Below are 14,249 nucleotides of genomic sequence, written 5' to 3' on the forward strand. Positions count from 1 at the left end.
ATCTTTGCGTATTGATAATTATTTAATCTAAAACATATCAATTGAAAATTATGGAAAATAATGCTCAACTCATTGCTCAGTGCGAGGCACAAGCAAAGGTATGGCTCTCTCCGGCCTTTGACGAGGAGACACGTAAGGAAGTGCAGGCTATGCTGGACAATCCAGACAAGACAGCTCTTATTGATGCATTCTACCAGAACCTGGAGTTTGGTACGGGTGGACTGCGTGGTATTATGGGTGCCGGTACGAACCGCATGAACAAGTATATCGTAGGTATGGCTACGCAAGGATTTGCCAACTATATCAACAAGGCTTTCCCTGGCAAACAGAGTGCCGTAGTCGTAGGTCACGACTGTCGTAACAACGGACGTATGTTCGCAGAAACCGTTGCTGACATCTTCTCAGCAAACGGCATCAAGGTATATCTGTTTGAGAGCCTTCGTCCTACACCGGAGATCTCATTTGCCATCCGTCAACTTGGTTGTCAGGCAGGTGTTAATGTTACCGCATCGCACAACCCACGCGAGTACAATGGATACAAGGCCTATTGGGACGACGGTGCTCAGGTGCTTGCTCCGCATGACAAGGGTATCATCGACGAGGTGAACAAAGTGAAGATTGAAGATGTGAAGTTTGAGGGCAACAAGGACCTCATCATTCCCATCGGTGGTGAGATGGACTGGGACTACATCCAGGCTGTAAAGGAAGCAATGGTTGATCAGGATGTTATCCTGCGCCAGAAAGACCTTAACATCGTTTACTCACCGATGCACGGAACAGGTCGCGTTATCATCCCAATGGCTCTGCGCTCATGGGGATTCCAGAACATCCACGTTGTTCCCGAGCAGATGGTAATCGACGGTAACTTCCCGACGGTAGTAAGTCCTAACCCTGAGAATGCAGAGGCAATGACGCTGGGTATGAAGCTCGGCACGAAGTTGAATGCTGACCTCGTTATCGCTTCTGACCCTGACGCTGACCGCTTGGCTATCGTCTGCCGCAATCCGAAGGGTGAGTGGGAAATCCTGAATGGTAACCAGACTTGTATGATGTTCTCTTGGTACATCATCGCCAACAAGAAGAAGTTGGGCCAGTTGAAAGGCAATGAGTTCCTGGTAAAGACCATCGTTACCACCGAGGTCATCGCTGAGATTGCAAAGAAGAATGGCGTAGAGCTGCGTGACTGCTATACAGGATTCAAGTGGATTGCCAACGAGATTCGTATCTCAGAGGGTAAACAGAAGTATATCGGCGGTGGTGAGGAGTCGTTTGGATTCCTGCCATTCGATAAGGTTCGTGATAAGGACTCCCCCGCATCTATCTGCTTGATTTGCGAGATTGCTGCCTGGGCACGTGACAATGGCAAGACACTCTATGACCTGCTGATGGACATCTATGCTGAATACGGCTTCTCTAAGGAGGTTACCATCAATGTTGTGAAGCCCGGAAAGACCGGTGCTGACGAGATTAAGCAGATGATGGTTGACTTCCGCAACAATCCGCCTAAGGAACTCGGAGGTTCGAAGATCTGCCTGTGGAAGGACTATCAGACACTGGAGGCCAAGAAGGCAGACGGTACGGTAGAGAAGATCAACATGCCTACCACATCGAACGTATTGCAATGGTTCTGTGAGGACGGCACCAAGGTAAGCGTTCGTCCTTCTGGTACAGAGCCCAAGATTAAGTTCTATACCGAGGTTAAAGATCCCAGCTTCAAGTGCGCTGGTTGCTACGAGCGTTGCACTAAGGCTGCAGAGGAGAAGATCGAGGCTATCAAGAAAAGTCTGAATCTCTAGTTTCATATTACAAGAAGAGGGGACCTCAATTACTGAGTAGTCCCCTCTCTTCACAATAAGTCTTACATGATAAGAATATCCCACCTGAAACTGTCACTTCTCGCCTGGATGATACTGGGCGTTCTCTCGGTTCATGCGCAAGACGAAGACCGCATGTTCATCGTATATGATGCTTCAAACGGTATGGCGGATAATGGTGCCCAGACCATTAAGTGTACCAAAACGGGACGCATGGTTATAAGCACGATTGGTCACATCAATTTCTATGACGGATCCTCGTTTGTGCATATTGACCCGAAAGAGGAAAACGTGTATCAATTGTCAAAATACCGAGGTCATTATAGACAAATGTTTGACAAGCATCATCATCTGTGGCTGAAGGATAAGAATCAGGTGACATGTGTAGACTTGATGATGGAGAAATTTGTCCCTCGCGTGAAGGATATCTTTCTTGAACTAGGTTTTAAGAAACCTGTTAACGACCTTTTTACCGATGTCAACAACCACTTATGGGCATTGTCAGGAGAGACTCTCTACGGTCTTGATGACCACAAGGAATTCAAGGTTCGCAAGGATGCAGAATTGCAAGATATTAACGTCTTCGATAGTCGTGTGATGCTTCTTTTCTATGGCGACGGTTCAGTTTCTGCATATGATTTGAATACTGGCTCTTTCCTCTTTGAGCGGAAGGCTGATACAGAAGAGGAAGCCCAACGCTATGCGCGCTCATCATTTGTCACACCTTATCGCCAAGGTTACTTCCAGATACGTAATGCTTCTGCAAACGAGGCTATCCTGCGCTATTTTGATATGCAGACACGCAAATGGAAGACGGTAATGGAGGAGAAATATCATCTGAACAGCATGGAGTTTCATGATGAAAAACTTTACATGGGGTGTGCAGAGGGTTACTGGATTTACAATCTGAAGACTGCAGAGAAGAAACATATCATTCAATTGGCTCTTAGCAAGTCGCGCTTTCTGACGACTGATGTCAATGCACTGGTCTTTGACCGACAGGGTGGTATGTGGATAGGAACTGAAAAACGAGGACTGCTTTATTCGAAACCATATCCTACGCCTTTCTATCTCTATGGATGGAATGACCCGGAGTCCATGCGATACTATCTGTTGATGGAGAAAAAACTCCCTGCCTCTGCCAAGAAAAGTTATAACCGCCCGATAAATAACATCTTCCAAGATAGTCGAGGGTGGAAATGGACCGCCATGTATACAGGACTGAAACTGGAAAAGACAGAAAGGGGGAAAAAGCGCATCTTTACGAAGAAAGACGGTTTGATGAATGAAATGGTTCACTCCATCGTGGAAGATGCTCAACATGATATTTGGGTTGCAACGAGTTATGGTATCTCACATTTGTTTATCAAAAATAATGACGTTACGCGTGTAGAGACTTATATCAGTAAGGATAATGTGCCGAGAGAATCGTTTGTCAACGGAATGGCTGCCCTGCTTAATGACGGTCGCATCGTGATGCAGTCGCAAGACTATATGGTGGTGTTTGATCCCGACAAGTTCCATAACAAACAGGAAGAATTGTTCCCGCTGTATCCGAAGATGACCAAGATTTTGGTAAATGGCCAGGAGGTAGAAGCAAATAAAGAAGTGGAAGGACATGTGATTGTCAACAAGGCTATATCGCGAGCTAAGGAAATCAACGTGAACTACGACCAGAATTCGTTGTCGTTACACTTCTCCGCCTTGAATTATTTCCGTCCCAATCAGACCTATTACAGGGTGAGGATAAAAGGTATTCCTTTCTATGACGATTGGCGGGTGCTGTCGCATGCTAACTCTGCTGGTCTTGTGGATAAAAATGGTATACTGCATCTACCACTGACGGGTGTCAGACCCGGTCGTTATGATATTGAGCTACAAGCATCGCTCACACCTGACGGCTGGAGTCATGAGCCTTATGTATGGACGCTGTTAGTCAATGAACCATGGTGGCGTACAACGGGACTATATATGTTACTGCTTGTCTTTATGCTTACCGTTTTGCTGGCTAATTTCTACTATTATAACCGCAACACCCGTCTGCGGATGATGTGTAAGAATGAAGGAACAGACATCATTCACCGCATTCGGTTGTTCGCTGATCGTTGTACAGAATCGTCCAATGAGATCCTGAGCCCCTACACGGTATCGCTTATAGAACAGGATGAAAAATACGAAAAGCAATCCATAATGAGTGAGGAGTTCATGGAGGTGATGCAGAAAATAGTGCCTTATGTGAACGGTCTTGATGAGGATGCTGAGTTCACGGTCAGCCAATTAGCCGCCTATTGTGGCGTGCCAACGAAAAAACTCTATCAGTTATTGGCCGAACATCTGGATAAGAATCCGCGTCCGCTGATAGGCAGACTTCGACTGCAAATTGCAGAGGATATGTTGATTAACACAGATATGGAAATTGAGGCGATTGCTGCCAAGTGCCATTTTGCATCTCCCAATTTCTTCCTGGCATCTTTCTATCATCAGTACCGGATGACACCGATAGATTACCGGAATACTAAGGCTCGATAACCTGTGAGTTGCCAAGTACGTCCTCCTTCTTTCTTATAGTATACAAGCACTTGATAGCGGTTCTCGGTCTGGAAAAAATTACCCTCAGATGGCGGGTTCTTTCCTGATGGTGTGAGGAACTGGTAGGAATAGTATCCCTGTTTCTGCATGATGGATGCATGATAAGTCTTTGTGGCATTGTCATATTCCATCAGATAACTCTCGCGACGAATGTCTGTCGCCCAATGACCGTTGATGTAGATATCACCTTGATAGGGAGCCTCCAAGGAGTAGTTTACCCAGACATAGTCACAGGTGTAGTCTGACTCCGTCCGATCACTGTTTCGGATACAGAAGGCACCGTCGGCATCAACGTCGGTCAGGTAGTTTTTGCGGACGGTAGCGGTGAAAGGGTAGGCCTGATAGTAATGTCCATCCCATTCGATATGTTCCAGTCCCATCGTCGTGTGTTTCACGTCCAAGACTTCATACTTATGGAACTCATTGCCCGCATCGAAAATCAGTTGGCGGTTGTGGAGCCATTGGGCACCCGACTGGTTGCGATAATTGGGCTTGACGTTTACACGGGCATAATCTTCCGTCCAGTTCTGCATGATAACAGTATATAGTTCTTCGTCAGGATTGTTTATCTGCAGCTGATTATATTGCAGGGTCATGTTTAGTTGTTGATGGCTGTCGTTATGGTCTACATCGGTATTAGTGGTTGCTTCTATGCCGACAGTCATCAACGGGTCTACCACATAGAATGCTACTTCCAGCAACTTCTCATTGTCGTTATCCTCGTCGTACACCGTCAATCGATAGTTACCGCTCATCTTCAACTGGCACCGTTCGTTGGGAATCTTAAACTGGTAGTGGGTGTAGAGAACCGTCGTGTTGATGGAGTTGCGGTAGTCTTCAATGGGATTGTTGTTGAATCCACTCAACCAATCGCTCTCAAACACTTCATTCGACGTGCTCCAGTCGGCCTCACAACGCTCAATGGTGTAAGAAAGTCTGAGAATGTTATGGGATAGCTCGTCAAAGCCAACAACCATTCGATCACTACTGTTCAACGTGATAACTGGACGATTAAGCCAGTCGCCATTGACAATACTTGTCAGGCTTTTGATGCGGGGAGAATAGATGCGGTTACCTGCCTGGCAACATACTTCTATGAAGAGGAAAAACAATAAAAATCTGGTTTTCATGTTGCAAAATTAGATAAAAATATTTATATTTGCAAGCAGTTATGAGAAAGATTACAATTTGTCTGACGATAGGGCTGGTCATGCTGATGGTCTCGTGTGGACATAAGAAGCATGACGCTGCTTATTATGAGCATATGGTCGATAGTATCCGTAAGGCGGAACAGGTAAAAGACATCCAACTGAAAGCCGGCATCACCGATGAAGACCCTCTGGAAACTTTCTTCCTGAAGATAGGACGGCGACTGCTTCCTTTGCAGTCGGAAGGTTCTCACTGGCAACGAATTGGCGAGTTCACGGAGGTTCCACGCGTTTTGAACGAGCATTTCGGATACCTGTCGGCTACCGAACTGGACATTTTGGCTTTGCCCAATGCGGGTTCTCATCAGGTTGTCTTGCTGGTTGAGAAGATAGACTCTATCACACCTTCACTCTACCTATATACCTTAGACGATCGTCACAAGCCCATCGACCAGTTGTGTATCTATGAAGAAAAGTCGGAGGACCGTGCCATAGATTTCGGAAAGAGCTACATGGATTATTACATCACAAGCCGATGGGAAATCACACTCATGAAATACTATCGCTCCATGGACGACGAGAAACCGATACTGGAGCAGACCAGAGCCTATAAGATAGATAAGGACGGAAAGTTTGAGGAGCAGATTATAGAACTGTGATACTCACCGGTTGCTCAACTTCCTTTTTCCATTCCTTGAGGAATTTAAACCATTCCTTGGCGCTATGATAGCCAAATGACTCATTGTCAGAAGTATATGTAACCTTGTAATCCATATGCTTTCCATTGACTTTTAGGACATATGCATAGTTGTCCTTATTGGCAGGCTCTTCGCTGACGATGTTCTTCTGAGGCACATAGACTGCAAGACCAACGGTTTCACGTTTCCATTTTATAGTGTCTGCAGCAGGATAGTCAGTGCCCCAACATGCCCGTAATCCTTTCTTGTCACTAAACTCCTCGGAACCTTTCACGTTGATAATACCGGTAGAGAAACGGTAGTCGGTTACATCCTTGTTGAAGAACACGTCGACATCGGTATCACGGTGACCAGCATATTGCGTATAACGAAGTGTCATATTAACAGGCTCCCTTTGTGCATCGGCCTTCCAACCGCGATCTACCACCTCGACAATGGCACGCAAAGGACCGTAACTGATGACACGCTGAGTGCGGGAACGCACAGGTTCTACCAACGTGGGCTGTTGACCATCCCATCCACGGAAGGCACCCAGACCGAAAGTCTGACCAACCCATAACACATCATCACCATATCCCTGGTCTTTCAATTCGTCAGGGGTATAGAACTGAGTTTCTTTCAACTCTAGCTGTTTCTTGAACTTTCCATAAAGATCGGGCGTCTGACGGGCATCAAAGTAGATGCGAATACCGTTGAGTTCACTCTCAAAGTCTACACCATGATGATGTTGTATGTTATAGGTGTAAGCAGCATCTCCACGTGCAGTTAATGATTCAATATAGTTGTTCTGCTGATGTTTTTTCAAATTTTTATCCTTCGTGTTACTCAGAACCATCTCCGCATAGACACGGGCAGGATATGGACGAGGTTCTCCTTCATTCTTCAAGGTGATGGTATAGGTCTTCTTTTCCTTTTTGCCTAAATCAGCGAGGAAACACAGCTCGTCAAATATTTCGTCTTGGTTCAAATCGTCTAACTGACAAGGAATCTCCTGTCCGTTAACAGTCACTAAAGCAGAACGAACGTCACCATAATTAGTTAGGGGGATAACCACTGGAACATCAGTCCTTGCAAAATGAGAGGGATTGCTGACACCAACCATAAGTGTTCTGTTGGCAAAAACGGTAGCATGTAGGGCTGCTAATGCGATGACGGATAATATTCTTTTCATTGTGATAAGTAGTTTTGTTAACTGCAAATTTCACACAAATAAACGAAAATAGCGAAAAAACGGGTCTAATTTTTATTTTTTTAGTTTAAAATTTGGATTTTAAAACAATTTTTAGTAATTTTGCCTCGAATTTTAAATATATTTAAAAACAAATCCCGTTTTCATGGGTAAGATATACGGCATATTAATAACGATAATGTTATTGTGTATCGGCTGTCAATGGCAGTTGAAACCCAATGATGCTGATTCTGACAAGCAACAAATCAGCGTTCAACGTTATGACCGTATTGAGCATCTTTATCTGACCACAGGAGATTATGCTGCCCTCCAGCAGATGAATACAGTATATCCCATCCAGACGCGCATGTTGATAGAAGACGTATTGCACCTGGGACATGTTAACGATCCTGATATTAACAAAAAATTCCTGTATTTCTTCCAAGACTCTACGCTTCAGACAATGCTGGCAGATGTACAACACCAGTATGCTGATATGGACGATATTAGTCTGGAATTGGAGACATCATTCCTTCGTTTGAAGGAAGAACTGCCAGAGATAGAACTTCCGCAAATCTACACCCAGATAGGTTCTTTTGATGAGAGTATTGTAGTAGGTAATAATACGCTGGGCATCAGTCTTGACAAATATCTTGGTGCAGACTATCCTTTCTATATGGCCCACTATACGGAAGAACAACGTCACATGATGGATCGTTCCATGATTGTTCCCGATTGTATTGGATTCTATGTGCTCAGCCTTTATCCACTTCCTGCTTACCTTCAGGTTTCACAGACTGAACGTGATCAGCATATGGGGGTGATACAATATGTTGTCAACAAGATAACCGAACGAACAGTTTTTCAGAACGAATGGGTCAATCAGGTTGATGCGTTTGTAAAACGCTACCCTCAGATGACTATCAGTCAGTTGTTAACAATCTCTGACAGTACTTTCTTCAAAAAATAGTGAAAAGCCACAATTTTTGAGTACGCTAAAGGGAGTGCTCTCATTTTTTTTTCTTACCTTTGTAGCCCATTAAGCAATTTTAAACAGACTATGGCCGAACAAACAACTAATAGTGGAGGACAACGTCGTCGCAGACAACAGTCTGTAGACAATACCTATGCGCATGTGCAGCCTCAGGCTACCGAGATAGAACGTGCTGTCTTGGGTGCTTTGATGATTGACAAGGATGCTTATGCGGTGATATGCGAGATGCTAAACCCTGAGAGTTTTTACGAACCCCGTAACCAGAAGATATATAGTGCTATCCGTGAGTTGTCGATGCATGAGTTGCCTGTTGACGTATGGACAGTAACGGAACAATTAGCCAAACAAGGCGACTTGGAAGATATCGGTGGTCCTGGTTACGTGACAGAATTGTCATCCCGAGTGGCTTCGTCTGCTAACATTGAGTATCATGCCCGTATCATAGCTCAGAAATCATTAGCCCGCCAGTTGATATCTTTTGCTAGTGTTATTGAAACCAAGGCATTTGACGAGACGGTTGATGTTGACGACCTGATGCAGGAAACAGAGAGCGCACTTTTCGAACTGGGCCAGCGAAACATGAAGAAGGATTACACCCAGATAGACCCCGTTATCAAGAATGCCGTTGATGTAATCCAGAAGGCAGCTGCGAACAAAGAAGGTCTGACAGGTGTGCCTACGGGTTATCATAAGCTGGATGACATCACCTCTGGCTGGCAACCCTCCGATCTTGTGATTATTGCAGGACGACCAGCAATGGGTAAGACCTCATTCGCATTGTCTATGGCAAAGAATATTGCAGCAGACTACAAGGTTCCAATGGCTTTCTTTTCGCTTGAAATGTCGAATGTACAACTGGTCAACCGACTCATCTCCAACTGCTGCGAGATTCAAGGTTCGAAGATCCTGAACGGTCAGTTACGACCTGATGAGTGGGACCGTCTGGATAAGCGTCTAAACGGATTATTAGGTGCTCCTTTGTATGTGGATGACACCCCAGGTCTGTCGGTATTTGAACTACGTACAAAAGCGCGTCGTCTTGTTCGTGAGCATGACGTGAAGATTATCATGATAGACTACCTGCAGTTGATGAATGCCAATGGTATGCGTTTCTCTTCCCGTCAGGAAGAGGTGTCTACGATCTCTCGTTCGCTGAAGGGATTGGCTAAAGAATTGAATGTGCCTATCCTGGCACTCTCTCAGTTGAATCGTGGCGTGGAGAGCCGAGAGGGACTTGAAGGAAAGCGTCCTCAACTGTCTGACCTCCGTGAGTCGGGAGCCATTGAGCAGGATGCCGATATGGTGCTGTTTGTTCATCGACCAGAATATTACCATATCTATCAAGATGATAATGGTCACGACTTACACGGTATGGCGCAGATTATTATTGCCAAGCATCGTAAGGGTGCTACAGGTGATGTATTGTTGACCTTCCGCGGTGAGTACACTCGCTTTGAAAATCCTGAAGACCGTCGTTTGGGAAACAAACCGGACGATAACGGAGGTGAGATACTGAGTAGTAAAGTAAATGGCAACTCTCAGCCTATTGCCGATGAGTCGCCATTTGGATATGGGGAACCGAGTGGTCCGTTACCGTTCTGAACCTATTTCGAATATTTTTCAATGAATGATTGAGCTTGGCTGTTGCCGAGCTCTTTTGCTTTCTGCAGGTTCTGCAGTCCTTCTGTTTTCTGTCCTTTGACACATAGTGCCAATCCCAAGAACAGATAACCGTCACTTGCTTCCGAGTCCTTACTGATACAACCCTTGGCTGTTTCTATCGCCTCGTCAGTCATACCGATACGAAGTTCCAAATTGGCTTTTTCTGCCCGATAGACTAACTCGTCAGGAGCCATTTCTACTGCTTTCTTGATATCGTCAAGTGCCTGTTGATACAAGTGTCCACCAAACTCAGCCTGTTCGCGCAGGAAATAGAAATGCGCATTCAGTTGAGCAGCCATTAGTGTTTCATATTCGTTAAAGTCATTAACTGCCGGACGATATTTCTTGGCATCGTACAACATCTGGGCACGGGTAAGCAGATATGGTGCCGCCGTCTTAATGTAAGGTTTGGTAAATGTGTTGACGGCACTGTCCATCAACGCAAGGGCAGCCTGTGAATCATTAAGCTGCACTTTACATTCAGCAGCAGCATAATATGCCTCAGCCTTCATGATGTCGTTTTTCGTCAGTTCCATATAGATGTTGTAAGCTGCGTCGAATTTCTTCTGGGCATACAGAATCTGAGCCTGTTGCTGGCGATAGACGGGTTGCGGATTGATGGTATAGGCCTCCTCTGACTCCTTTAATGCAGCATCCAGCGTCCATGAATCTATTGCCTGACTGTTATTATACAACAAATGGCTCAGCATCGTCTGCGCATATTGGAAGTGGGCGTCGTCTTTGTTTGTTCCCATCTTGATAGCCAGTTTGAAGTCCTCGTCAGCGCCAGCCACGTCATTCTTCGCAATCTTGGTTCGGGCACGATAGACATAGCCGTCCGTCGATTGGGGGAATTTCTGGATATAGCGCTCTATCAGCTGGGCATAGGCCTCTGCTTCCATCGTTGATGCCGAAAGGAATAGTGCCAGTGTTGCGTCGTTCAGGTTGTCGGGCAGGTCTTTGGCAATTTTGATATTCTGTAAAGTAGGATCATTGATGCTCAGTCCATTCATTTGCAGGTTGGCAGCAAAACGGGCACTGACTGCATAGCCTTCTGCAGCCTTCTGGTTGGCTGAAGGTTGCAGGATTCCGATAGCCTCGCCCTGATCATTCATGACAGGACACCCCACCTGTTGTTCGTTCAGCGTCATCGTCAGCGTGTAGTAGGTGTCGTTGTTGCCGAAGGTTTCCGCTTTGCTGACGGTTCCTTGTATGCAAGTCGGTGCCTTCTTCACGGAATAGGGTAACAGCCATACTGTCGAACCATTGGCTGTAGTCTGAGAGGCAATAGATAGTGCCGTTGTCTTTTTGGCAACTACCTGGAACTTAGCCACGTCGTACATCTCGTTGATACCCGACAGGCATTCCACCGGAAGTTCTTTGCCCTGGGCATCGATAACGACTGCTCTGGCAGCATTTTTGAATGGTGCGAAACAGCTGAGGGCCTCACCTTGTTCTCCGATGAAGAAACCGTTGCTGCTCGCAAGTAAGTTTCCGTCCTCGCTGAATGTCTTGAGTGTAAATACTGCATTGGCGGCTTTCTTCGCCCAAGACTGAGCGTGGGCAGGCCATATTATACAGCATAATAGAAAGATGAGTGATATACGTTTCATAATTTCAATAGTTGTTTTGCATTGTCTATAGCCGCTTTTGAAATGTTACTTCCACTAAGCATCTGGGCTATCTCATTGATTCGTTCGTCTGGCGTGAGTTCTGTCATCTGACTGATGGTACCTTGTGGCGTTTCTTCCTTCGACACCTTATAATGGTGGCTTCCCAGTGCGGCAATCTGTGGCAAGTGTGTGATGCTGATAACTTGTCGTTCTGTCTGTCCCATCTCCTGCATGATTTGTGCCATTTTTTCCGCTATTTTTCCACTAACGCCAGTATCTATCTCGTCGAAGATGATGGTTGGCAGCTTGACGGCTCCGCTAATCATGGCCTTCAACGACAACATGACACGTGCTATCTCACCTCCGGAAGCCACCTGAGCCACCGATTGGAGTGGGGTAGAGGTGTTGGCAGAGAAGAGGAACGAAACGTTGTCTTGTCCGTTACGTCCCAATTCAGTAGTTGTGATACTGACCTCGAAGCGGGCATGAGGCATACCTAATGCCTCCAGACGTCCTGCCATCTGACTCTTCATCTGCTTGGCTATGGTCTGACGCAGTTTCGTCACCTTGTTGGCGTGTTCCTGACAAATGGTGTGCAGTTGCTCCACTTCCTTTTCTTTTTTGGCAACAGCTTCGTCGCTGTTCTCGATATTGTTGAGTTGTTGTTGCAGCTGATCGCGTAGCGAGATAAGTTCTTCAACCGTTTCTACGTGGTATTTCTTCTCCAGCTCATACAAACGGTCCAGACGGTTGTTGATGACATCCAATTCTTCGGGGTCGAAATCGGTATGGTTCAGCATTCGTCTCACCTCGTCAGCAATGTCTTTCAGTTCGATGCGACATGAGTCCAGACGTCCGACTAACTCCTCGCTGTCGGGGAGAACCTGACTGATACTTCCAAGCGCATTGGAGGCTTTTCGAATCATGTCTACCACGCCTGTCTCGTCGCCGTTCAGTGCGTTATCAGTCTCGTAGAGTGCCGTTTTGATTTCTTCAGCGTGCGACATGGTGTCACTCTGTTGCTCCAGTTCCTCTTGTTCTCCTTTTGTCAGTTTACTTTCACTGAGCTCATCGAACTGGAATTGCAGGAAGTCCACATTCTGCCGGTTGCGTTCTATCTCTTCGCGCAAAGTCTCCAATGCTTTCTTTTGTTGCTGATATTGAGCAAAAACTTTCTGATAGGCAGCCACCTCTTTGGTGTCCTGAGCCAGGATGTCGACTACATTCAACTGGAAGTCCTGCTTGTTGAGCAGCAGGTTCTGGTGTTGCGAGTGAATATCCATTAGTTGGTCTCCTAACTCTTTCAGCATTGACAGAGCCACCGGTGTATCGTTAATGAAGGCACGACTCTTTCCTGTCGCAGTCAGTTCGCGACGGATGATGGTGTCTTTGTCGTCATATTCAATGTCGTTCTCATCGAAAAATGACTTCATGTCGTATCGTGACAGGTCGAAATGAGCTTCTATCACACAACGGTCAGCTCCCTGCTTGATACTCTTTGTGTCGGCGCGTTGTCCGAGCAGCAGTCCGATGGCTCCCAGGATGATAGACTTTCCCGCTCCCGTCTCACCCGTGATAACGGAGAATCCTGGATGGAGCCGGATGTCTAATTCGTCAATCAGTGTGAAGTTCTTGATATAGAGTTGCTGTAGCATCTTATTTTCTTATTTGGTCCCATGCGTTGCTTTGTGACGCATTGATATTCAGTAGCAGGTCGTAAACGGCCTCCTTCTCTTTCTGTGTTCCTTTTCCCTGGTAGATATTAGCCAGTTCGTCACGTTTGTAGTCTGTCCATATCTGTGGCAATAGGCTAAGTGGCTTCTGCTCGTGAGCTACTTTTAGACCTTTCTCCAGAGCCTCCGTGATGTTCACACGGCCTCTGTCGGCATTGTTGGCCATCTCGTCGAGTCCCAGCCGATAGTAGTCGTATTGCAACTGACGGAAAGGCTTCATCTGTTCGTCCAGATAGTCGTTGATAATGGCAAAGCGGTTACGCTTGTCTTCGAACGACTTCCATCCCGGGAAGCCCAGACTTTGCGCATTGTTGACAAGGTTCATGCAGCGTTGCAGAACGTCAGTTCCTCCCAAAGGAGCAAAGCTGTCCATGTCTAGTCCGATGATGAGGTAGGCATAGTATGCCATGAGTGCCGTCAGCTGGTTGTCCACCATCTCGTCGTTGTAGTTCAGCTGGTCGAACTGTGCAAATTGGAAGTTGAATTCTCCGTCCTTATTATTATATAAGGTGGAGTTGTATGATGAGTTGAAGACGGGACGGTTCGCCTGAATCATCGCCGTACATTCAAAGGAGTTTTCGCTTTTATTGTATTTCGTCACCGTCAGGTTGAAATTACATACTATGCGCTCGTGTTTCTGAAACTGTAATTCAGTCCACTGGCGGTCGTTCATCCATTGTTCCAGTGTTTGTTTCAGGTTGTCGAATACCGACTTGTCCGAGCCCTCTACCTGCTGAGTGTTGATGTTGATCTTCACTTGCAGTTCCTGAGCTCGGACGGTCGTTATCCACAGCATCGCGAGTAATATCGATGCCAGTCGATAGTTCATC

General features: G+C 46.1%; 10 protein-coding genes. 5 read left to right on the forward strand and 5 right to left on the reverse strand.

Annotated elements, in window-relative coordinates:
• Positions 1–50 precede the first annotated feature (50 nt).
• Together BLU47_RS01845 and BLU47_RS01850 are read left to right on the forward strand one after the other, a co-directional pair.
• Positions 51–1,796, forward strand: coding sequence for a phospho-sugar mutase (locus BLU47_RS01845; RefSeq protein WP_091957663.1), 1,746 nt, complete (start codon positions 51–53; stop codon positions 1,794–1,796).
• 66 nt (positions 1,797–1,862) lie between these two features.
• The gene (locus BLU47_RS01850; RefSeq protein ID WP_091957665.1) at positions 1,863–4,343 is read left to right on the forward strand and encodes a helix-turn-helix domain-containing protein; all 2,481 of its coding nucleotides are present in this window, start codon (positions 1,863–1,865) and stop codon (positions 4,341–4,343) included.
• Here BLU47_RS01850 and BLU47_RS01855 read toward each other — a convergent pair.
• A complete protein-coding gene (locus tag BLU47_RS01855) occupies positions 4,319–5,533 on the reverse strand; it encodes a type IX secretion system plug protein (RefSeq protein ID WP_091957668.1) in 1,215 nt (404 codons plus the stop codon). The genes BLU47_RS01850 and BLU47_RS01855 overlap by 25 nt on opposite strands.
• A 41-nt stretch (positions 5,534–5,574) precedes the next feature.
• Between BLU47_RS01855 and BLU47_RS01860 the strand changes: the two genes are divergently transcribed.
• Positions 5,575–6,210 carry a hypothetical protein gene (locus tag BLU47_RS01860; protein WP_091957670.1) on the forward strand — a complete coding sequence of 212 codons (636 nt, stop codon included), beginning with the start codon at positions 5,575–5,577 and terminating at the stop codon, positions 6,208–6,210.
• On the opposite strand, the gene BLU47_RS01865 is transcribed toward BLU47_RS01860, so the two are convergent.
• Positions 6,197–7,420 carry a DUF4861 domain-containing protein gene (locus tag BLU47_RS01865; protein WP_091957672.1) on the reverse strand — a complete coding sequence of 408 codons (1,224 nt, stop codon included), beginning with the start codon at positions 7,418–7,420 and terminating at the stop codon, positions 6,197–6,199. The genes BLU47_RS01860 and BLU47_RS01865 overlap by 14 nt on opposite strands.
• 196 nt (positions 7,421–7,616) lie before the next feature.
• Here BLU47_RS01865 and BLU47_RS01870 point away from each other — a divergent pair, with 196 nt between their 5' ends.
• Both BLU47_RS01870 and dnaB read left to right on the forward strand, forming a co-directional pair.
• Entirely contained in the window at positions 7,617–8,387 is a 771-nt protein-coding gene (locus tag BLU47_RS01870; protein WP_091957676.1) for a gliding motility protein GldB-related protein, read from the forward strand.
• A 90-nt stretch (positions 8,388–8,477) separates the two neighbouring features.
• The gene (gene dnaB, locus BLU47_RS01875; RefSeq protein WP_091957679.1) at positions 8,478–10,013 is read left to right on the forward strand and encodes a replicative DNA helicase; all 1,536 of its coding nucleotides are present in this window, start codon (positions 8,478–8,480) and stop codon (positions 10,011–10,013) included.
• A 2-nt stretch (positions 10,014–10,015) separates the two neighbouring features.
• Here dnaB and BLU47_RS01880 read toward each other — a convergent pair whose 3' ends face one another.
• Genes BLU47_RS01880 through BLU47_RS01890 form a run of 3 tightly spaced genes read right to left on the reverse strand, consistent with a single transcriptional unit; the run spans position 10,016 to position 14,248 of the window.
• The gene (locus tag BLU47_RS01880) at positions 10,016–11,686 is read right to left on the reverse strand and encodes a serine protease (protein WP_091957681.1); all 1,671 of its coding nucleotides are present in this window, start codon (positions 11,684–11,686) and stop codon (positions 10,016–10,018) included.
• Positions 11,683–13,341, reverse strand: a complete 1,659-nt coding sequence (gene recN / locus BLU47_RS01885) for a DNA repair protein RecN (protein WP_091957686.1) — start codon at positions 13,339–13,341, stop codon at positions 11,683–11,685. The genes BLU47_RS01880 and recN overlap by 4 nt, the downstream gene beginning before the upstream one ends.
• 1 nt (position 13,342) lies before the next feature.
• A complete protein-coding gene (locus BLU47_RS01890; RefSeq protein ID WP_091957690.1) occupies positions 13,343–14,248 on the reverse strand; it encodes a type IX secretion system protein PorD in 906 nt (301 codons plus the stop codon).
• Position 14,249 lies beyond the last annotated feature (1 nt).

It is taken from the genome of Prevotella sp. tc2-28 (assembly GCF_900107705.1).
Lineage (GTDB): Bacteria > Bacteroidota > Bacteroidia > Bacteroidales > Bacteroidaceae > Prevotella.